The sequence below is a fragment of the Nocardia sp. CC201C genome, from assembly GCF_030010695.1.
GTDB lineage: Bacteria > Actinomycetota > Actinomycetes > Mycobacteriales > Mycobacteriaceae > Nocardia > Nocardia otitidiscaviarum.
Genome location: NZ_JASCXP010000074.1, coordinates 1 through 22,053, shown reverse-complemented (window position 1 = coordinate 22,053; position 22,053 = coordinate 1). Strand labels below are relative to the sequence as shown.

Below are 22,053 nucleotides of genomic sequence, written 5' to 3'. Positions count from 1 at the left end.
TGATCGAGTCGCGAATCAGCACGAACGCGAGCAGCGCGGCGAAGCCGATGGTGAACAGGTAACCGACATTGCCCGAACCGGAGGAGGCGCCCTGCGGGCCCTCGAACAGCATGCCGAGCAGAATCACGACGACCACCCAGCCCGCGATGCGGAAGGTGCGCTTCGACTCACCGCTCCAACCCCAGGCGGCGGAAGGAACCTCGGCCGGATCGACCTTGGTGACGACACCGGCGCTGTGGGTGGGTTCCAGTTCCGTGGCGGCCACTTTCGCTCCTTGATGGCTCGATTGATTGCTGGCCAATATGGTGGCATACGACCATGCGTCGTAGCCAGCAGGGTGGCGGTGACGCGGCCGGGGGATCGGCCGGATTCGATTCGGGAGACAATGTACGCGTGTCCGACGTTGTGAAAGTCCTGCTGCTGGGCAGCACCGGTTCCATTGGCACACAGGCGCTCGAGGTGATCGCCGCCAATCCGGATCGATTCGAAGTGGTGGGCCTGGCCGCGCGCGGCGGCAATACCGAACTGCTGGCGAGCCAGATCGCCGCCACCGGTACCGGAAACGTGGCGGTCGCCGATCCCGAGGCCGCCGCGAAACTCGGTGTGCCGCTGGCCGGTCCGCACGCGGCGGCGCAACTGGTGCGCGATACCGACGCCGATGTGGTGCTCAACGCGCTGGTCGGCTCGCTCGGGCTGGAGCCGACCCTCGCCACCCTCGAATCGGGTCGACGGCTGGCCCTGGCCAATAAGGAATCCCTGGTGGCGGGTGGCTCGCTGGTCACTCGCGCGGCCGCGCCCGGACAGATCGTGCCGGTCGACTCGGAGCATTCCGCCCTGGCCCAGTGCCTGCGCGGCGGCCGGGCCGAGGAGGTGGAGCGGCTGGTGCTCACGGCCTCCGGCGGTCCCTTCCGCGGCTGGACCACCGAGATGCTGGAATCGGTCGATCCCGCCGCGGCCAAGGCGCATCCGACCTGGTCCATGGGGCTGATGAACACCCTGAATTCGGCGAGCCTGGTCAACAAGGGGCTCGAACTCATCGAGACGCATCTGCTGTTCGGCATCGACTACGACCGCATCGACGTGACCGTGCACCCGCAGTCCATCGTGCACTCCATGGTCACCTTCACCGACGGCTCCACCCTGGCCCAGGCCAGTCCGCCGGACATGCGGCTGCCCATCGCGCTGGCACTGGGCTGGCCCGACCGGGTGCCGGGCGCGGCGACGGCCTGCGATTTCTCCCAGGCGGCGACCTGGACCTTCGAGCCGGTGGACAATACGGTGTTCCCGGCGGTCGAACTCGCCCGCCGGGCGGGTAGGGCGGGCGGCTGCGTGACCGCGGTCTACAACGCCGCCAACGAGATCGCGGTACAGGCGTTCCTCGACGGCGTGATCCGATTCCCCGACATCGTGCGCACGGTGGCGCGGGTCGTCGAGTCCGCCGACCGCTGGTCCGCGGAACCCAGTACCTTGGACGAGGTGCTCGCGGCGGATACGTGGGCGCGTGACTGTGCCCGCGCCTTCGTGCGCAACTAGGTAGGAGGATTCGAGACCGCATGGTGTTCGCGATCGGCTTCGCACTGTTCGCGCTCGGTATCACCTTCTCGGTTGCCCTGCACGAATGCGGCCACATGTGGGCGGCGCAGGCCACCGGGATGAAGGTGCGGCGCTACTTCATCGGCTTCGGCCCCAAGGTGTTCTCCTTCCGCCGCGGCGAGACCGAGTACGGCCTGAAGGCGCTGCCCCTGGGCGGTTTCTGCGATATCGCGGGCATGACCGCCCTCGACGAGCTGGAGCCGGAGGATCTGGATCGGGCCATGTACCGGCAGGCCACCTGGAAGCGCCTGTTCGTCATGTCCGGCGGCATCATGATGAACTTCCTGCTCGGCTACATCCTCATCGTGGTGCTGGCGGTGGGTTGGGGACTACCGCATCTGACGCAGCCGCCGGAGACCCAGTTGGGTGCGATGGGCTGTGTGGCGAGCTACGCGCCCGACGGCACGCGCCAGGAGTGCACCGGCGACGGCCCCGCCCAGCGCGCCGGATTGCAGCCCGGCGACCTGGTCACCGCGGTCGACGGCACCCCCGTCGACACCTGGAACGACTTCCGCGCCCTGACCGAGAAGCAGACCGGTGAGTTCACCTACACGGTCGAGCGGGACGGTCGGACCCTCACCATTCCCATCACCCCGGAGCGGGTGACGGTATACGACAAGGACGGCCGGTCCGAGACCGTCTCGAAGGTCGGCGTCGGCCAGGCCACCGCGGGCCCGCCGGTCGAGTACAGCCTGCCCGGCGCTTTCCCCGCCGCCGCGGCCTTCACCGGCGAACTCGGTGTGAAAACCGTGGAATCGCTGGCCAAACTGCCCGCCAAGGTCGGCGCCCTGGTGGATGCCGTCAGCGGCGGCGAGCGCGATCCGGAGACCCCGGTCAGCGTCTACGGCGCCAGCCGCATCGGCGGTGAGACCGCCGAACGCGGCTACTGGGGCATGTTCATCCTGGTGCTGGCCAGCCTGAACTTCTTCCTCGGCGTCTTCAACCTGCTGCCGCTGCTGCCGCTCGACGGCGGACACATGGCGGTGGTCGTCTACGAGAAGATCCGCAACCTCTTCCGCAATCGCCGCGGCCTGCCCGACGGCGCACCGGTCGACTACCTGAAGCTCATGCCCGCCACCTATGTGGTGGTGGTACTCGGCGGCGCGTACATGCTGCTCACGCTGGCCGCCGACATCGTCAATCCGATCACGCTGTTCCCGTAGCGGAAGCCGACGGGTCGGGCTGGTTACCATCGGGTGTGCGCAGCGGATTCGAAGCGGGCGGTTTCATCCGCGAGGTGGTACCGGCTCCGACGCCGCGGCCGGCGGGGTACCCCTTCGATCTGCCGGTGGTGCGGCATCTCGATCGGGTCGGCGCGCTGGCGCTGTCACCGACGGTGACCTTTCTCGTCGGCGAGAACGGCAGCGGCAAGTCGACGCTGATCGAGGCCATCGCGGTCGCGGCCGGGATGAACGCGGAGGGCGGCAGCCAGAACTACCTGTTCGCCACTCGTGCGTCGGAGTCGGAACTCGGCGACCACCTGGTGCTGCGGTGGGGCACCCGCAAACCGCGCAGCAGGTTCTTCCTGCGCGCCGAGTCGTACTACAACGTGGCCACCGAAACCGAACGGCTGGGGCCGGAGCAGCTCGCGGTCATGGGCGGCAGATCACCGCACGAGCGCTCGCACGGCGAATCGTTCGTCGACCTCATCACCCACCGATTCCACCCCGACGGGCTCTATCTGCTGGACGAGCCGGAGGCGGCGCTGTCGCCGCGGGGCTGCCTGGCCGTACTGGCGCTGCTGTCGGACCTGGTCGCGCAGCGATGTCAGATCGTGGTGGCGACCCATTCGCCGATTCTGCTGGCGCTGCCCGGCGCCACCATCTACGAATTGGACGAGGCCGGCGGCATCGAGACCGTCGGCTACGACGATGCGCTGCCGGTGCGCATGACCAGGGACTTTCTCGCCGCCCCGGAGCGCTATCTCGAGCACCTGCTGAAGCCGCGATAGGCCGGGGCGCTCACGCTGTTTCGGAGGTCGAGAGCTCGCGCAGCAGGCGGCGGCAGAGGCGGTCGGCGCGGCGGGTGGTCTCGGGTTGCCGGAACTCGGGGGTGAGCGCCAGCACCTGGGCGCAGGCGGTGTCCAGGTCGATGCGGTGACCGACCGAGACGAAGACCGGTTTGACGCCGGTGCGGGTGCGCAGGGCGCGGCCGACCGGTTCGCGGTCGATGGTGATCTCGCCGGCACCGCCGCGTTCGGGGGCGGGTTCGGCGTAGTCGCCCCAGGCGTTCTTGGCCACCCCGATGGTGGGCAGGCCCACCAGCAGGCCCAGGTGGCAGGCCAGGCCGAAGCGGCGGGGGTGGGCTAGGCCCTGGCTATCGCAGACGATCAGATCCGGTGTGGTGGAGAGCTTTTCGAGGGCGGCGAGGGTGGTGGGGAGTTCGCGGAAGGCCAACAGGCCCGGGACATAGGGGAAATCGGTGGTCCCGATGGCGGTGGCGGTGTCGACGGTCTCCAGGGTGGCGGCGTCCAGGACCACCGCGACGGCCACCACATTGCCGTCGTCGTCGTAGGCGGAGTCGAGTCCGGCGATCGTCCGGAAGTGCGGCGGCGCAGGGTTTTCCGTGATCACCAGCGGCCGGAGACGGTCTTGGACGGCGATGGCCTCATCCGGGGTGACCGGCCACGAATCAGGAATCTGCACTTTCACTTCCGCCGGGTTACCTTTCGCCCTCGAGAATCGAATACTTACTGTATGCGGCTGCAAGTGACCGCAGGGCAACACCGCTTCCAGGGCAGGCGTCGGCGCAGGCTACGCTTGTCGCCGCTGTCACAGGGCGGCCGGTAACCCGACGTCGTTAGACTCGGAACCGGAACGGGTGAGGACAAGATCGCAACACGAAAGTAGGCAGCCGATCGTGAGCAGTGCCATCGCATTGGGGATGCCGTCCGCACCGGCGGCGACCCTCGCACCCCGGCGCAAGACCCGCCAGCTGATGGTGGGCAAAGTGGGGGTGGGTAGCGAATTCCCCGTCTCGGTGCAGTCCATGACCACCACACGGACCCATGACGTCAATGCCACCCTGCAGCAGATCGCGGAGCTGACCGCGTCCGGCTGCGATATCGTGCGCGTGGCATGCCCGCGGCAGGAGGACGCCGACGCCCTCGCCGCCATCGCGAAGAAGTCCCCCATTCCGGTTATCGCCGATATCCACTTCCAGCCGAAGTACATTTTCGCCGCCATCGACGCGGGCTGTGCCGCGGTGCGTGTGAACCCCGGCAACATCAAGGAGTTCGACGGCCGCGTCAAGGAGGTCGCGGCGGCGGCAGGAGCCGCCGGCATCCCCATCCGCATCGGCGTGAACGCGGGCTCGCTCGACAAGCGCATGATGGCCAAGTACGGCAAGGCCACCCCGGAAGCGCTGGTGGAGTCGGCGCTGTGGGAGGCGAGCCTGTTCGAGGAGCACGGCTTCGGCGACATCAAGATCTCGGTCAAGCACAACGACCCGGTGATCATGGTGGAGGCGTACCGCCAGCTGGCCGCACAGTGCGACTACCCGCTGCACCTGGGCGTGACCGAGGCCGGTCCAGCCTTCCAGGGCACCATCAAGTCCGCCACCGCTTTCGGCGCACTGCTATCCCAGGGCATCGGGGACACCATCCGCGTCTCCCTGTCCGCCCCGCCGGTGGAGGAGGTGAAGGTCGGCAACCAGATCCTGCAATCGCTGAACCTGCGCCCCCGCAAGCTCGAGATCGTGTCCTGTCCGTCCTGCGGTCGCGCGCAGGTGGACGTCTACACCCTGGCCAACGAGGTCACCGCCGGGCTCGAGGGGATGGAGGTGCCGCTGCGCGTGGCCGTCATGGGCTGCGTCGTCAACGGCCCGGGTGAGGCCCGCGAGGCCGATCTGGGTGTGGCCTCCGGCAATGGCAAGGGGCAGATCTTCGTCAAGGGCGAGGTCATCAAGACGGTGCCCGAACACCTCATCGTCGAAACGCTCATCGAGGAGGCCATGCGGTTGGCCGAGCAGATGGGCGATGCCGCCGGTGCGGGCGAGCCGGTGGTCAGCGTCAGCTGAGCGGACCTGGGCAGACGCTGAGGCTTTCGGCATACGTGGGGCGCATTTTCACAACTCGTGGCAGGCTGTGAACGTGCGGAGTGTGCTGGAGCCGACTCGCCGGACCAAGGTCTCCGGTGTCCGTCAACTCGCAAACCGCGATCTGACGCAGGTATTGCGCGTGCTCGACACCGATCCGGTGGCGAGCTGCATGGTAGCTGCCCGGCTCCAGGAATACGGCCTGGATACCCGGGGTGGCTACGGGGAGCTGTGGAGCCGCGGCGGACCCGGGAATTCGCTGTGCTTCTCCGGGGCGAATCTCGTGCCGCTGCGCGGCGCCCCCGATGATCTGCGGGCCTTCGCCGACCGTGCGGTCCGCGGCCCCCGCATCTGTTCATCCATCGTGGGCCGCCGGGAGCTGGCGCTGCCGCTGTGGGAGTTGCTGGCGCAGCGCTGGGGTCCAGCGCGGGAGCTGCGCGCCGAACAGCCGCTGCTGGCCCTGGATCGCACCGCGAGCGCCGCGCCGGATCTACGGGTGCGGCGGGTGCGACCCGAGGAGCTGGACCGCTACCTGGTGGCCGCCATCGCCATGTTCACCGAGGAGATCGGGGTCGATCCGCGCGCGGGGGACGGCGGCCGCAGCTATCGCCGCCGCGTCGCCGGTCTCATCGAATCCGGACGGGCGTGGGCGCGTTTCGAGGACGGTGAGGTGGTCTACAAGGCCGAGGTGGGTTCGCTGTCCCGGCGCACCGGCCAGATCCAGGGTGTCTGGGTGCATCCGGAGCGGCGGGGCGCGGGGGTGGGCACCGCGGGGACGGCGGCGGTGGCCAATGCGGTGGTGGCCTCGGGGCGGACCGCGAGCCTGTACGTGAACTGCTACAACGAGGTCGCTCGGCGCGCCTACGCCACCGTCGGATTCCGGCAAATCGCTACATTCGCGACAGTGCTGCTGGACTGACCGCGCGCCGCGGTGTGACGTGTCCGGCGAAATCCGTTCGCGTGCAGTGTGTCACCGCCGGTTTGCGGGTGGTTGCCTCTACCCTCGGTGCCGATGTCGACGCGACTGCTGACCCTGCTCGTCGCCGCGGCGGTGACGCTCGCCGCGGTCGGATGCTCCACCGCCCGACAGCGTCCGGTGACCACCGCCGAGGCGTTCTTCGACGCCTTCGCCCGCCACGATGTGACCGCCGCCGCCGAACTCACCAACCTGCCCGAAAAGGCCGGTCCGGCATTGGCTTCCGCCTGGGAGAAGCTACAGGCCGAGGGGCTCGAGGTGACCACCGGCGACACCCGCGTCTCCGGTGACACCGCCACCGTCGACTACAGCTACGCGTGGCGGCTGCCCCGCGACCGCATCTGGACCTACGACGGCCAGTTGCAGCTGGGCCGCAGCGAGGGCCGCTGGACGGTGCGCTGGACCTCGTCGAATATCCATCCGCGCCTGGGCGATACCCAGACCCTGGAACTGCGCTCCATCCCCGCCCCGCAGGCCCGCGTGAACGAACGCTCCGGCAGCGACGTGCTGATCCCGGGCACCGTGCACCGCATCGTCTTCACCCCGGCGCAGGCCCGCGATCCCGCCTACGTCGCCGATGCCATTGCCGCCGCGCTGAATCCGATCCTGCCCAAACTCACCGGCGACGGGATTCTGAAGGCGGCGCGCAAGGCCGACGGCGGGGTGTACCCGGTCGAGGTGCTCACCGAATGGGAGTACAACCTGGTGGGCGCGAATCTGCTCGGTCTGCCCGGGGTCACGGTGTCCCGGCAGTGGGATATGGTCGCCACCGATCGCGATTTCGCCCCCGACCTGCTCTCTCAGGTGCGCAAGAGCATTATCGACGATGTGGACGGCCGGGCGGGGTGGAGTGTGGTCACCCGCAACCGCAATGGCGTGGACACCGGCCTGCTCACCGAGGTGCGTCCGCAGCCCGCGCCGTCCTTCTCGCTGAGTCTGGACCGTTTCGTGCAGCTCGCCGCGCAGCATGCCGTGGACGCGCGCCGGGAGCAGGCCATGATGGTGGTGTTGCAGCCGTCCACCGGTGCGATTCTCGCGGTGGCGCAGAACCGGGAGGCCGATCGGGACGGTCCGGTGGCCACCTCCGGTTTCTATCCGCCCGGTTCGACCTTCAAGACGGTCACTGCCGCCGCGGCCATGAACACCGGGCTGGCGACGCCCGATACCGTGCTGCCCTGTCCGAGCCGAATCATCATCGGCGAGCGCACCATTCCGAACTACAACCTCTTCACCGTCGGTGATGTGCCCATGGCCACCGCCTACGAGCGCTCCTGCAACACCTCCTTCGCCAAGCTGGCCAGCCGCCTGCCCGCCGACGCCCTGCGGTCGGCGGCGGCGCAGCTGGGTATCGGACCGGACTACACGGTGGTCGGCCTGCCGACGATCTCCGGTCAGGTGCCGGAGTCGCAGGACCTGGTGCAGCGCGCGGAGGACGGCATCGGCCAGGGCAAGGTGGTGGTGAGCCCGTTCGGCATGGCCCTCGCGGCCGCCACCATCGCGCACGGTTCGGCCCCGGTGCCGTATCTGATCTCCGGGAGCAAGACCACCGTCGACGGGCAGCGGCCTCCCATCGATCCGGAGGTGGTGGCGGGATTGCGGCGGATGATGCGCCAGGTGGTGACGGGCGGTACCGCGGAACGCATCGCCGATCAGGGTGAGGTGTACGGGAAGACGGGTGAGGCCGAGGTGGAGGGCGGCTCACATTCGTGGTTCATCGGTTACCGCGGGGATATGGCCTGGGCGACGCTGCTCGTCGAAGCGGGCAGCTCGGACAATGCCGTGGCGGTAACCAGGGAGATGCTGACAGCGCTGCCACCGGGTTATTGACCCGGGAGCGATCAGCGGGTGGACTGCGTCTGAATGGAATATCGGCCCGAGGCGAGCTTCACGCAGGCGGCGGGTCGCACCACGCCCCCGTCGGCCTCGAGCACGACGGGCTGTTGCTGGGACAGGTTGCGCACCGCGGGCGCGGGACTGGATTCGTCACCGAGTAGCTCGCTGGCTCCGGTTCCGGCGAGGATGATCCCCACCGTGGTGATGAGCAGAAAAGCCGAACGTTGCATGTCCTACTCCCTGGATGTGGGGCGAGTGAGGAGACCCGAACGGTCTGTTTCGGTAAACCGGTACTGCTTTAGGATTGGCTGACTGTTTGCCGCCGAAACAAAACGTTAGATCGCTCTCATTGACGGCACAACCCATGAGTGCGCTCCCGCACACCCGTCCACATGTGGTGATGCAGGTCACATACCTAAAAGTAGGTTCGGAAAATTTCGTCCGAACCGCGAGGATCGCTCGACTCGCGTCTCAGGTGTCGCGTCTCAGTTGTCGCGACGCAGCGTCGCGGCGAGATGGTGTTGCAGCGGCTGTCCGACCGCCGCCATGCGCAGCGTGTAGTCCAGGGTGTCGCCCGACAGCGCCAGCGAGCGGCCGAGCGCCGTCACCGATTTGGCGGTGCTGCTGCGTCCGATGCTGGTCGAGTCCAGTTCCATGCGCAGGCCGTCGCCGTCGGCGACCAGGCTGCCCTCGCAGATCTCGGTGATCCCGGTCGGGTGGGCCAGGATGAGTTCGATGCGATCGGGCCCGTTGGGCCGCAGGTAGCCGGTTTCGGCGTGCAGGGGCCGGCTGCCGTCGGCGGCGCGGGTGCGCTGCCGGTAGGTGAGGAACGGGCGGCCGACATGGCCGAAGTGCACTTCCTCCAGATAATCGAACGAGTCGATGGTCGGGTACTCGCCGTGTCCGCCGCCGCGCCAGGTGCCCAGCAGCGGGGCGAGATGGGCGATATCCGGATGGGGCGCGACAGGGGTCTGGGGATCGAGCACGGCGGTCAGCATAGTGCGCCCGACCGGCGACCGAGTGATCTCGACGCGCGTCGGCGGAAGTTATTCGCGCAAGGGGTCTGGATGGGCGGGGCGGCGTTCGCGGGTCAGCGGCGGCTGGCCCGCCGGTAGCCGATGGCGGCGGGCACCGCGAACAGCGCGATCGCGCTCATCGACCAGATCAGGGTGAGGGTGAGCGGCCGGGCGAGCGGCCCGCCCTCGGCGAGGGCGCGCATGGTGTCGACGGCGACCGACATGGGCTGGTTGCGCACCACCGGTTGAATCCACTCCGGATAGGCGGGCAGTGGGACGAAGCCGGTGCTGAAGAACATGAGCAGCGAGGTGATGATGGTGATGCTCTCCACCAGCGTGGCCTTGGCGGTGAAGACGGCGATGGCGATGACCAGGGTGGCGAAGGCCAGCCCGAACAGCACCGGCAGCGCGAAGAACGCCAGCGTGGCGAGGGGCCCCTGATGGAACCGGAAGCCCAGCGCCATCCCGAAGCCGATGATCACCACGGTGCCGCCGAAGATGCGGCAGCCCTCGGCGATGATGCGGGCGGCCAGGCCGGAGGCGCGGTGCACGGGCAGCACCCAGAAGCGGGCGAGCAGCCCGGCATTGCGTTCCCGCCCGAGCATGACGCCGCTGGCGATGGTGCCCGACAGCGCACCGACCAGCGCGACCATCGGCACCGAGCCGTAGAGGGCGCTGCTGCCGGTGAACTTCTCGATCTGGCTGCCCACCACGATGTCGAGCATGAGCAGCAGCAGGCACGGGATGATGAGTGTTTCCAGCAGCGTCACCGGATCGCGCAGCCAGCGCAACAGCAGCCGCTGCACCTGAATCCAGGTGTGGCGCACCAGCGCGACGGGGGAGCCCTCGGCCTCGGGGGCGATGGTCGTGGGTTCCGGCATGGAGATGGCCATGTCACGACCTCCGCGTGTTGAGCCGAACGGTGCAGACGAGCGAGACCGCGATGATGGCCAGCGCCCAGAGCAGCGGCGGGCCCATGACCGACCAGGTCACCGCACCGGCATTGCCCAGGCTGTCGCCGCCGAGGGCGCGCAGCCCGTACGCCCACTGCGAGACCGGCTGATTGCGCACGAACGGTTCCACCCAGTCCGGGAACTGGTCGGCCGGGGCCAGGCCGGTGGAGAGCATGCCGAGAATCAGCGGCGGCAGCACCAGCAGTTGGGTGGTGGCCTCGGGACTCTTGGCGGCGGTGCCGATGACATCCGCGCCGAAGCAGAAGGCGATGCCGATGAGCAGGCCCAGCGCCAGGAAGCCGACCGTGTGCAGCGGCCCGCCGTGGAAGCGGAAGCCGATGGCATGGGTCGCGATCAGCGCCGCGGTCAGGGCGACGAGCAGGCGGAAGATATTGCCGGACATGCGTGCCGCGGTGGGGACCAGCGGGTGCATGGGCATGGCGTCGAAGCGCCGGTCGAGTCCGGACACCGCGTCGGTGGCGGCGCGGAAGGCGGCCGAGATGGCGGCGAAGGATCCGGCCTGCAGGATCACGATCGGGGCCATGAACTGTGCGTAGCTGCTGAATCCGGTGCCCGCGAAGGACATCAGGCGGTTGAGCGGAATATAGAAACTGATGGTGAACACGATCGGCGCGAACACCATGTTCAGGATGTCGCCGCTCTTGACGGCGGGCACGATGAGCCGCACGCTCAGCACCCACCACTGCTGGAGGGTGGCGGGGGTGGCGCGGACGCTGCTGACGGCGGTCACGATCGGGCCTCCGCGGTGTCGGCCTCGGCGAGATGTCCGGTGAGATTGAGGAATACGTCGTCGAGCGAGGGGCGGCGCAGCGCGATGTCCACCAGTTCGATACCCGCGCCGTCGAGTCGGCGCAGCGCCTCGGCGAGGGTTTTCGCGCCGTCCGGGGCCGGAATGGCCAGTCGGTCCGAATCGCCGGTCAGGGCTTGGCGACTCGACGCGGGCACCAGGCTGTCGAGTGCGTTGACGATGGCCGCGAGATCCTCCAAGCGCAGCGGCACGATCTCGCAGTAGCTGCCGCCGGTGCGGGATTTGAGTTCGTCGGCGGTGCCGTCGGCGATGACCACGCCGTGGTCGATGACGATGATGCGGTCGCAGAGGGCGTCGGCCTCCTCCAGGTACTGCGTGGTGAGCAGGGTGGTGATGCCGTGTTTGCGGAAGCCGCCGACGAGATCCCAGACCCCTTGGCGGCTGCGGGGATCCAGTCCGGTGGTGGGTTCGTCGAGGAAGACCACCTCGGGCCGCACCACCAGCCCGCAGGCGATGTCGATGCGCCGGCGCATACCGCCGGAGTAGGTGCCGACGCGGCGACCGGCGGCCGCGGTGAGGTCGAATTCGCCGATCAGTTCGTCGGCGCGGACGCGGGCGGCGCGTTTGCGCAAGCCCATGAGCCGCCCGAACATGACCAGGTTCTCGTAGCCGGTGAGGGCGTCGTCCAGGGCGGCGAACTGTCCGGTGAGCATGATGCCCCGGCGCACGGCGGCGGCCTCGGCCACCACATCGTGTCCGGCGACCACGGCCCGTCCGGCATCGGGGGCGATGAGGGTGGACAGGATGTTCACCGTGGTGGTCTTGCCCGCGCCATTGGGTCCGAGGATGCCGAGCACCTCGCCGGGCGCGGCCTCGAAGTCGATGCCGCGCAGGGCCCGGACGCTGCCGAACGATTTCTCGACGCCTTCGACGACGACTCCGCCGCTGCTCATGGCCTGCCTCCCATATGTTGGTCGAGGACGCGGGCGACGGTCGCCAACGCTTCCGGGGTGGTGAGTTCGTCGTGGCTGACCTCGATGTCCACGCGGGTGATGTCGCCGGTGATGTGCGGTCGCCAGCCATCGGGTCCGAAGATCTCCGAGGTGTCCACGGTGGCGTGGAAATACAGTGCGTCGCCGTGGAATACGGGTCGCCGGTAGCCCGTGCGGGTGCGGGCGGAGGCATTGTAGGAGGCCGCCATCCGCTCCAGGGTGGCGGCGTCGACCAGGTTCACCCCGCCCATGCGGTCACGGATCAGCTCCGCCGCCTGTTCGGCGCTGGCCTCGGCCGGGATATCGGTCATGCCGAAGACGTGGCCGAAGGTGGCGATGAACGCTCCGGCGCTGAGTTTTTCGATGCTGTCGCCGTCGATATCGGCGGTGTCGGCGTCGAGCAGGGCCAGTACGCCGAGTTCCGCGCCCTCCTGCTGGAGGCGGGTGGCGACGGCGTGCGCGATGAGCCCGCCGAAGGACCAGCCGAGCAGGTGGTACGGACCCTCCGGTTGCAGGCGGCGGATCTCGCGCACGTAGCGGCGCGCGAAGTCGTCGATGTCGGCGGCGGCGGGCTCCCCGGACAGGTCGGGGGCCTGGAGTCCGTAGATGGGCCGCCCGGGGGCCAGGGCGTCGGCCAGCCCGAGGTAGGTCCAGGCGATACCCGAGGAGGGGTGGATGCAGAACAGCGCCGGTTCGCTGCCGCCGGGCCGGATGGGCAGCACCACGTCGAGTCCCAGCCCGGGTGTCGAATCGGCTTGGTCAGCAGCGGCTTCGGCCGCCAGCTCGGCGAGGTAATGCCTCTCGGCCGCCGCCGCTTCCCGGGCCGCCGGAGTGTCCGCGAAGGTGGCGGCGGCCGTGAGCGCTTCGCTCCACAGTCGCGCCAGCGTCGCGACTTCACTTCTGTCCAACAGTGATTCGGGATAAGAGAAGCTGGCCTGCAACCGGTCGCCGGCCACCACGGCATTGATCTCGAGCTCGGCCGTGACGGCGACCCCGGGATCCTCGGTGGCGTGCAGGTCCCCGAATTCGTCGGTGGGCAGCCAGCCGAGCCCCTCCAGCCCGGCCGGGATATCCGCGGCGGCGTAGCGGCCCAGGTAGTTGAAGCCGATGCGGCCGGGAACCCGATGCGGAAGATGTTGTGCGATATCGGGATTCAGGTAGCGCAGCAGGCCGTAGCCCACGCCCTTGTCCGGGACGGCCAGCAACTGATGCTTGACCGCGCGAATGGCCGCGCCCAGGGCGGGTCCACCGGTGCGGGCATCGTCGATGTCGATGCCCGGCAGCTCCAGCCGCAGCGGATAGACGCTGGTGAACCAGCCGACGGTGCGGGACAGGTCCGCCCCCGGCACGATCTCCTGCTGCCGCCCATGGCCTTCCATACGGATGAGGACGGAGTGCTCCGGCGCGCAGGAGACAGCCGCCGCGGGGTGGTTCGGCGCGGTCGGGTCCGTGCTGGCGGTCGTCGCATGGTCGGTCCCGCGTGGCCACTCGGCCTGGCTCACTGTGCGGCGGTCGGCGCGGCTCACGTCCTGTGCTCCGGCCGTGCGGCTTGCCTCCTTCCGCTCGTCGGACGATGGCCGTGCCCGATCTCCCGCGGCAGACTCACCGGAACGCCATCGCAGCACCGCCAGCGTCAAGGCTGCGATCAGCGCGTCCTCCACGCTCCCGTCGAACAGTCCGGGCAGGGTGGTGAGCAGGGCGGTGGTGGTCGGTTCCGGTAGTTCGATCTCGACCGCGCGCACGCTGTCCACACGGTCGACGGCCGGGTCGAGTTCACGTCCACCCGGCGGCGGGTCGGGGGTGGCCGCGACGGTGCGCCAGTGGTCGAGTTCGGCGACCCGGTCGCCGCCGCGGGCCTCCTCGGCGAGTGCGTGCGCCCAGCGGCGCATGGAGGTGCCCGGTTCGGCCAGTACGGGGGTGGCCCCGCCCGATATCTGCGCCCAGGCCGCCATCAGGTCGGGGACCAGAATGCGCCAGGACACCCCGTCGATCACGAGGTGGTGGGCGACCACGATGAGTCGTCCCGCCCGTTCCGGAGCGTCGGGGTCCAGCCAGACCAGTTGCAGCACGCGGCCCGCCGCCGGATCGAGCCGGTCGAGGGCGGCATCCACCTCGGTGACCGCGTATTCGCGCAGCTCGACCGAATCGGCGGCGGCGCCGAACTCGATGCGGTGCACCAGCGCGTCGACATCGACCGCGCCCGGCTCGCGGGTGGACAGCCGCCAGTCGTCCCCGTCGCGTTCCAGTCGCGCCCGCAGCATGTCGTGGCGGTCCACCGCGGCCGATACCGTGGCGACGAGCTGTGTCCGGGTGATGCCGACCGGCAGTTCCAGCACGGCGGTCTGGGCGAAGCGGTGGAAACTGCCGCCGCGTTCGGTCATCCACCGCACGATCGGGGTGAGCGGCATGTCGCCGACCCCGCCGCCGGGCAGCTCGGCCAGCACGACCGCCGTGTCGGCGGCGTCGGCGATCTCGGCCAGCGCGGCCACGGTGCGGTGTTCGAACACCTGTAGCGGGGTGAGTTCCAGTCCGTGCAGCCGGGCCCGCGACACCAGTTGGATGGCGAGGATGCTGTCACCGCCGAGGGCGAAGAACGAATCGTGCACGCCGACCCGTTCCCGGCCCAGCAGTTCGGCCACGACCCCGGCCAGCGCCGCCTCGGTGGGCGTGCCGGGCGCCCGGTACTCCGTCTCCGCCTCGAACACCGGGGGCGGCAGGGCTTTTCGGTCGAGCTTGCCGACGGCGGTGAGCGGCACGTGGTCGAGGAGGACGAAGGCCGAGGGCACCATGTAGCTGGGTAGGGCGTCGGCGGCGTGCGCGCGCAGCGCGGCCACATCGAGGTCCGCGCCCGGGGTGGGCAGGAGGTAGGCGGCCAGGGCGGTGGCCCCGCCGGGACCCGGAACGCCCAGTGTCACCGCGAATTCCACACCCGTGGCACGTCCCAGTACGGTGTCGATCTCGCCGAGTTCGATGCGCTGGCCGCGCACCTTCACCTGGAAGTCGGTGCGGCCCAGATACTCCAGCCGCGGCGCCGCGGCGGAGCCGACCCAGCGCACCAGATCGCCGGTCCGGTACAGGCGGTCACCCGGCGCGCCGTACGGGTCGGCCACGAACCGCTGCGCGGTCAGCCCGGGCCGGGCGTGATAGCCGCGCGCCAGGGCCGGCCCGGCGAGATACAGCTCACCGGCCACCCCGAGCGGCACCGGGCGCAGCCGGTCGTCGAGCACCAGGGTGCCCGCGCCGCGGATCGGTCGGCCGATGGTGACCGGAGCGTCCACCCGCAGCGGTTCGGAAGCCGTTGCCCAGATGGTGAATTCGGTCGGACCGTACAGGTTCACCAGGGTGCGTCCGGGCGTCCAGCGCTCCACCAGTTCGGCGCTGATCGCCTCCCCGGCCACGGCCAGCACCCGCACCGTCGTCACCGCCTCCGGGTCCATGGTGGCCAGCGCGGACGGCGTGATCACCAGGTGCGTCACCCGTTCGGCGGCGATGAGTTCGGCCAGCGCCGTCCCGCCGAAGGTCTCCGGTGCGGCGACCACCGCGGCGCCGCCGAATCCGAAGGCCATCAGCGCCTCGAAGGCGGAGGCGTCGAAACTTGGTGAGGCCACCTGGAGTACGCGGGCGTGTTCGTCCAGGTCGAGCAGTTCGCGCTGGGCGGCCACCAGGTCCGCGATACCGCGGTGTGAGACCGAGACGCCCTTCGGTGTGCCGGTCGAGCCCGAGGTGTAGATGAGCCAGGCGGGATTGTCGGGATGCGTCGCCGCGAGGTATTCGCCCCCGTTCGGGGTGGGGTCGTCGGTCGGGGCGTCCAGCAGCAGCCAGGTGGTGGCGGCGGGCAGCAGCGGCCGGTGCGCGGTGGTGGTGAGGCCGAGCGCGCACCCGGAGTCGGCGAGCATGTGCTCGATGCGGTCCACGGGGTGGCGCGGATCGACGGGCAGGAACGCCGCCCCGGCCTTGGCGGTGGCCCAGAGTGCGGTGAGCAGCGCCGCGCCGCGTGACAGCGCCAGTGCGACAACCTTTTCCGGTCCGGCTCCGCGTTCGGCGAGCCGGGCGGCCAGTGCGTCGGAGGCGGCGTTCAGCTGCGCATAGGTGAGCGTGCGGCCGTCGGCGACGACGGCCGGTCGGTCCGGGTGCGCCGCGGCGGTCGCCACGAGAACCTGTGCGAGGGAGGTGATTCCGACGGTTCGCGGGCCGCGCACCGGCACCAGGGCCGCGCGTTCGGTGTCGTCGAGCAGATCGATGTCCGACAGCCGGATGTCCGGGTCGGCGACGACGGCGGCCAGTACCCGCTGCCAGCGCGACACCAGCAGGGCGGCGGTGGCCGTATCGAACAGGTCGGTGGCGTAGGTCAGCGTGCCGTCGATTCCGGCCGGTTCACCCTCCGCCTTCCGTTCCAGCAACTCGACGGTGAGGTCGAACTGCGAGCCGTCGCGCCGCACCGGTTCGACGGCGACGGTGAGGCCGGGGAATTCCAGTTCCGGCGCGGTGAAGTTCTGGACCGACAGCGATACCTGGAACACCGGTGCGTGCGCCGTGGACCGCGCGGGCTCCAGCACCTGGACGAGGCGTTCGAACGGCACGTCGGCGTGGGCGAAGGCATCGAGATCGGTGTCGCGCACCTCGGTGAGGAAATCCCGGAAGCCGCTGTCCGCGTCCACCCGGGTCCGCAGTGCGACCGTGTTCACGAACATGCCGACGAGTTCGTCGAGGGCCGCCTCCCCGCGACCGGCGACAGCGGTGCCGATCACCACATCGGAGGTTCCGGCCAGCCGGGCCAGCAGCACCGCCAACGCGGCGTGCACCACCATGAACAGACTGGTCTCGGTCGTGCCCGCCAGCGCCGCGAGCGCGGTGTGCGTCTCGGTGTCCAGGGTGAACGGCAGGTCCCGGCTGCGCATGCTCTGCACCGCCGGTCGCGGGCGGTCGGCGGGCAACTCCAGCACATCCGGAATCCCGGCCAGCCGCTCACGCCAGTAGCCGAGCTGGCGGCCGGCCAGCGACTGCGGATCGTCCTCTGCTCCGAGCAGATCCCGTTGCCACAGCGCGTAATCGGCGTACTGCACGCGCGGAGTGGGCAGCGCGGCGTCCGCGCCGGAGATCCGGGACAGGTAGGCGGTCACCAGATCGGCGGCCAGCGGGGCCATGGACGCGCCATCCGCGCTGATGTGGTGCACGACCAGGACGACGACGTGGGCGGTCGGCACCCGGAACAGGCCCACCCGCACGGGGGCCTCGCGGATCAGATCGAATCCGCTCCCGGCGAGTTCGTCGATCCGATCCCGCAGCGGCGCACCGTCTTCGGTCTCGACCACGGTCAGCTCGGGTGCGGCGCTGTCCACGCTCACCACCACCTGACGTGGTCCGTCGGCGTCGGCCGGATAGATGGTGCGCAGCGTCTCGTGCCGTCCGATCACATCGTGCACGGCCGCGCGCAGCGCCGAGACGTCCAGTTCCCCGGTCAGCCGCAGCGGTGCGACGATGTTGTAGGCCGCCGAGTCGGGATCGAGGCGGTTGAGCACCCACATGCGCTGTTGGGCGGGGGAGAGCGGCACCCGATCCGGCCGCAGCCGCGGGGCCAGGGCAGGGCGGTCGGGTGCGGTGCCCGCGGCCGGGACGACGCGCGCCGACAGCTGCGCCACCGTTGGCGCGTCGAACAGATCGCGCAGCGCCACCGTGGATCCCAGCGCCGCGTTGACCCGTGCCACCACCCGGGTGGCGCTGAGCGAATTGCCGCCGAGTTCGAAGAAGGAACGGTCGATGCTCACGCGGTCGGCGCCCAGCACCTCCGCGAAGACGGCCGCCACCGCGGTCTCCACCGGGGTGCGCGGGGCCAGGTACCGCTGCGCGAGCGTCGCGAAATCCGGTGCGGGCAGGGCGTTCCGGTCCAGCTTGCCCACCGGAGTGAGCGGGACGTCGTCGAGTTCGACGAGGTAGCTCGGCACCATGTAGCCGGGCAGGGCCGCCGCGATGCGGGTGCGCAGCCCCTCGGTGTCCAGCGCCCGCTCGAGCTCGGGCGCGGCCACCACATACGACACCAGCACGGTGTCGCCGGTCGGACCCGGAAGTCCCACGGTGGCCGCGTATTCCACCTGCTCGTCGGCGGCCAGCACCGCGTCGATCTCACCGAGTTCGATGCGCAGCCCGCGAATCTTCACCTGGAAGTCGCTGCGCCCCAGGTACTCCAGCTCCAGGGCCGGACCCTGCGGGCCCTTGACCTCGATCCAGCGCACCATATCGCCGGTGCGGTACATGCGCACCCCGGGGGCGCCGTACGGATTGGCCACGAATCGCGAGGCGGTGAGCGCGAAGCGGTTGAAGTAGCCGCGCGCCAGCTGCGGGCCCGACAGATACAGTTCACCGGTGATACCGAGGGGCACCGGACGCAGCCAGCTGTCGAGCACCATGGCCCCCGCCCCGAGCACCGGCGCGCCGATGGTGATCTGCTCCCCGGCCCGCAGTTCGCCCGGACCAGTGGCCCACACGCTGAATTCGGTGGGGCCGTAGAGGTTCACCATGCGCCGGTCGGCCGACCAGGCCGCCACCAGCTCCGGGCCGACCGCCTCGCCCGCCACCGACAGGCAGCGCAGTGCGGGCAGCTCGCGCGGATCCATGGTGGCCAGCACCGACGGGGTGATGACGGCGTGGGTGACGCCCTCGGTGCGCAGCAGCCGCTCCAGCTCGCCGCCGCCGTACACCTCCGGCGGCGACAGCACCAGCCGCCCGCCCATACCGTGCGCCATGAGCAGTTCGTGCACGGAGGCGTCGAAGCTGGGCGAGGCCACCTGGAGGGCGCTCGCCGTTTCGTCGAGATCCAGGGAGTGCCGCTGGGTGGCGACGAGATTCGCCAGACCCCGGTGGCTCAGCAGCACCGCCTTGGGCTTGCCGGTGGATCCGGAGGTGTAGATGAGGTACGCGGTCTGGTCCAGGGTGATGGGTCCGCCGCGTTCGGCGTCGGTGACGGGCGCATCGGAGACCGTCATGGCGCGGCGGATGGTGTTGAGATCGTCGAGCAGCAGCCAGTCGATGGAACCGGGCAGGGTGTCGCCGACCGCGCACACCGTCACGCCGATGGGGGCGCGGGAGTCGGTGAGGATGTGCTCGATGCGTTCCACCGGATAGTTGGGGTCCAGCGGCAGGAACGCCGCGCCGGTCTTGGCCAGCGCCCACACCGCCACCACGGATTCCACCGAGCGGGTCAGCGCCAGCACCACGAAGACCTCGCGGCCCACGCCCCGGCGCAGCAGCACCCGGGCGAACCGGTTGGACCACGCGTCCAGGTCGCGATAGGACATGGTGAGGCTGCCCGCGCTCACCGCGATGCCGTCCGGGTCGACGCGTGCGCCCGCGGCGAGGATGTCCGGCAGGGTGCGCATGGGCACCGGATCGCCGCCGCGCACCGGTAGCAGTGCCCGGCGTTCGGCGGCATCGCAGTGCTGGAGCTGGGCGATGCGGCGGTGCGGGTGGGTGGCGATCTGGTCGAGCAGGGCGACGAAGCGGTCGAGCAGCCGCCGCGCCCCGGCCTCGGGCAGCTGGTCGGCCAGGTACTTCACGCAGACGCGCAGGGATTCGGCGCCGTCGCGGTCGCGCTGCGGAATCACCATGAGGTTCAGCGGATACGGCGTGGCATCGGTGCCGGATACGTCCAGGATGCGCATGCCCGCGATATCCAGTGCCCGCGAGAGGGTTTCGCGGTCGATGGGATAGGACTCGAAGACGGTGAGGGTGTCGAACAGTTCGGGCAGCCCGACCGCCTGGTGCAGGGCGGCCAGCCCGATGTGCTGGTGGTCCAGCAGTCGCGCCTGTTCGTCCTGTACGCGCGCCAGCAGATCGGCCACCCGTTCGGCCGGGTCGAGTCGCACCCGCACCGGCAGCGTGTTGATGAACAGGCCGATCATGTCCTCGACGCCGCTCAGCTGCGGGGGACGTCCGGAGACGGTGCCGCCGAACACCACGTCGGTGCGGCCGGTGAGCATGGCGAGCAGCAGCGCCCAGGCGGCCTGGACGGCGGTGTTCACCGTGGCCCCGGCGGCGCGGACGGTGTCCTCCAGCCGGGTCAGCGCCCGCGCGTCGATATCCGCGGCTACCGTGCCGGATTCGGTGGAGGTGATATCCGCGAGGGTGGGCACCGCGCGGGTCGGCCCGTCCACTCCCGCGAGCGCCTCCCGCCAGGCGGCCAGTGAGGCGTCGTCGTCCTGTTCGGCCAGCCAGCCCAGGAAGTCGCGATAGGAGTGCGGCGTGGGCAGCCCGGCCTGCTGCCCGGTGACGGTGGCGAGGTATCCGGCGAGCAGTTCGCGCACCAGCAGCGGGGTCGACCAGCCGTCCAGGATCAGGTGGTGGTTGGTCATGAGCAGCGTGTACGCCTCGGCGCCCGTGCGCACCAGGGTGAAGCGCAGCAGCGGCGGGCGGGTCAGGTCGAAACGGGTGCCCGCGTCCACCTCGACGATGCGTTCGAGTTCGCGTGGGCGATCGGTCGACTCCGGAAGCTGGGTGAGATCCATTTCCTGCCAGGCGATCTCGGCGGAGCCGAGCACCAGCTGCCGGGGCCCGTCCGGGGTCTCGACGAAGGCGACGCGCAGCACGTCGTGCCGGTCCAGCAGCGTCTGGGCGGCGGCGCGCAGGGCGGGTGCGTCCACCCGGCCCGCCAGCGACAGCCGGGTCTGCACCGTGTAGCCGTCGGCGGTGTCGTTGTCGTAGCGGGCGTGGAACAGCAGCCCGTATTGCAGCGGTGACAGCGGCCAGATATCGGTGAGCGCGGGGTAGTCGCGCTCCCACGCGTCGATCCGGTCCTGGGTCACCTCGACCAGCGGGAAGTCCGAGGGGCTGTGCCCGCCCGCCCCGGCGCCGCGGGCGTGCGCGGTGAGCGCCGCCAGCGCCTGCGACCACAGGTCCGCCAGTTCGCGCACCTGGGCGTCGGTGAGGATGCGCGCGGCGTAGGCCCAGGTGACCTCCAGCCCGGCCGCGGTGTGCAGGGCATTGACATCGACCACGGCGGCCAACGGTGCGTGATCGTCCTGGGTGGCGGTGAAACGCCGTGGCAGCCAAGCGCCTTCGCCACCGGCTCCGGTGCGTCCCAGGTAGTTGAAGCTCAGGTGCGGGGTGGGTGCGTCCGCGAGCGCGGCCGCCGTCTCCGGGGTGAGGTAGCGCAGCATGCCGAAGCCGACACCCTTGTCCGGTATGGTGCGCAGCCGCTCCTTCACCGCCTTGAGTGCCGCGCCCGCCGCGGGTCCGCCGTCGAACGCCTCGGCGATATCGATCTCGCCGAGTTCCAGGGCCACCGGGTAGACGCTGGTGAACCAGCCCACCGTGCGGGAGATGTCCGCGCCGGGCAGGATGGCATCCTCCCGCCCGTGCCCCTCCAGGGTGAGCAGCGTATCGGTGCGGTCGCGCCAGCGCGCCCAGGCCAGCGCGAGCGCGGTGAGCAGGGCGTCGTCCACGCCGCAGTGGAAGCGCTCCGGTATGAGTTCCAATGCGGTGGAGGCGGTTTCGGTGTCGACGACGGTGACGACCTGCCCCATGGTCGCGGTCGTGTCGAATTCGGGATCGAGCGCCCGCAACCCCAACTCGCCCTGCGGCGTCGCCGCCATCCGCTGCCACAGCGGCAGTTCCCCGACCCGCTCGGCGGCCTGGGCCACCTGCCCGTGCGCCCACCGCCGGAACGAGGTGCCGACCGGCTGCAACGGCACCCCCGCGTACGCCAGCGCCAGATCCGGCAACAGAATCCGCCAGGACACCCCGTCGACCACCAGATGATGCAGCACCATCCACAGCCGCGGCGCGTCATCCGCCCGCTCCATGACCACGAACCGCGCCACCGTCCCGGCCGCCGGATCGAGCAGATCGGCGGCCCGCCCCAACGCGGCTTGCTCGTCGTCGGCCTCGGAGTCGG

The 22,053-nt window shown here is 70.1% G+C and carries 13 protein-coding genes and 1 pseudogene; 6 read left to right on the top strand and 8 right to left on the bottom strand.

Annotation, left to right across the window (positions count from 1 at the left end):
- Positions 1–265: DUF2631 domain-containing protein (locus QK444_RS11070; protein ID WP_282779498.1), on the bottom strand; the 265-nt coding region annotated here is incomplete at its 3' end.
- 128 nt (positions 266–393) lie between these two features.
- Here QK444_RS11070 and dxr point away from each other — a divergent pair.
- From dxr to QK444_RS11055, 3 genes are read left to right on the top strand one after another with little or no spacing between them, the layout of a single operon-like run.
- Positions 394–1,533, top strand: coding sequence for a 1-deoxy-D-xylulose-5-phosphate reductoisomerase (gene dxr / locus QK444_RS11065; protein WP_282779497.1), 1,140 nt, complete (start codon positions 394–396; stop codon positions 1,531–1,533).
- Between the two features lie 20 nt (positions 1,534–1,553).
- The gene (locus QK444_RS11060) at positions 1,554–2,756 is read left to right on the top strand and encodes a M50 family metallopeptidase (RefSeq protein WP_282779496.1); all 1,203 of its coding nucleotides are present in this window, start codon (positions 1,554–1,556) and stop codon (positions 2,754–2,756) included.
- Positions 2,757–2,791: 35 nt separating this feature from the next.
- Complete coding sequence (locus QK444_RS11055) at positions 2,792–3,544, top strand: AAA family ATPase (protein WP_282779495.1); 753 nt, start codon at positions 2,792–2,794, stop codon at positions 3,542–3,544.
- Between the two features lie 10 nt (positions 3,545–3,554).
- Here QK444_RS11055 and QK444_RS11050 read toward each other — a convergent pair whose 3' ends face one another.
- Positions 3,555–4,238 (bottom strand): endonuclease V, encoded by a 684-nt coding sequence (locus QK444_RS11050; protein ID WP_282779493.1) that lies wholly within the window; start codon positions 4,236–4,238, stop codon positions 3,555–3,557.
- 214 nt (positions 4,239–4,452) lie between these two features.
- Here QK444_RS11050 and ispG point away from each other — a divergent pair, with 214 nt between their 5' ends.
- From ispG to QK444_RS11035, 3 genes are all read left to right on the top strand, one after another.
- The gene (ispG, locus tag QK444_RS11045) at positions 4,453–5,610 is read left to right on the top strand and encodes a flavodoxin-dependent (E)-4-hydroxy-3-methylbut-2-enyl-diphosphate synthase (protein ID WP_029929958.1); all 1,158 of its coding nucleotides are present in this window, start codon (positions 4,453–4,455) and stop codon (positions 5,608–5,610) included.
- A gap of 73 nt (positions 5,611–5,683) precedes the next feature.
- Complete coding sequence (locus tag QK444_RS11040; protein WP_244961307.1) at positions 5,684–6,547, top strand: GNAT family N-acetyltransferase; 864 nt, start codon at positions 5,684–5,686, stop codon at positions 6,545–6,547.
- Positions 6,548–6,640: 93 nt separating this feature from the next.
- Positions 6,641–8,431, top strand: a complete 1,791-nt coding sequence (locus QK444_RS11035) for a penicillin-binding transpeptidase domain-containing protein (RefSeq protein WP_282779491.1) — start codon at positions 6,641–6,643, stop codon at positions 8,429–8,431.
- Between the two features lie 11 nt (positions 8,432–8,442).
- Here QK444_RS11035 and QK444_RS11030 read toward each other — a convergent pair whose 3' ends face one another.
- From QK444_RS11030 to QK444_RS11005, 6 genes and pseudogenes are all read right to left on the bottom strand, one after another.
- The gene (locus tag QK444_RS11030) at positions 8,443–8,667 is read right to left on the bottom strand and encodes a hypothetical protein (RefSeq protein WP_143982027.1); all 225 of its coding nucleotides are present in this window, start codon (positions 8,665–8,667) and stop codon (positions 8,443–8,445) included.
- 255 nt (positions 8,668–8,922) lie between these two features.
- On the bottom strand, positions 8,923–9,435 hold the full coding sequence (locus tag QK444_RS11025; RefSeq protein WP_051037548.1) for a peroxynitrite isomerase: 513 nt from the start codon (positions 9,433–9,435) through the stop codon (positions 8,923–8,925).
- Between the two features lie 92 nt (positions 9,436–9,527).
- Complete coding sequence (locus QK444_RS11020; RefSeq protein WP_282779490.1) at positions 9,528–10,346, bottom strand: ABC transporter permease; 819 nt, start codon at positions 10,344–10,346, stop codon at positions 9,528–9,530.
- Position 10,347: 1 nt separating this feature from the next.
- Complete coding sequence (locus tag QK444_RS11015; protein ID WP_282779489.1) at positions 10,348–11,157, bottom strand: antibiotic transporter; 810 nt, start codon at positions 11,155–11,157, stop codon at positions 10,348–10,350.
- Positions 11,154–12,128, bottom strand: a complete 975-nt coding sequence (locus tag QK444_RS11010; RefSeq protein WP_282779487.1) for an ATP-binding cassette domain-containing protein — start codon at positions 12,126–12,128, stop codon at positions 11,154–11,156. Before QK444_RS11010 ends, QK444_RS11015 begins: the two co-directional genes overlap by 4 nt.
- Positions 12,125–22,021, bottom strand: a pseudogene (locus QK444_RS11005) (amino acid adenylation domain-containing protein); the annotation flags it as partial. The pseudogene QK444_RS11005 and the gene QK444_RS11010, both read right to left, overlap by 4 nt.
- Between the last annotated feature and the right edge of the window lie 32 nt (positions 22,022–22,053).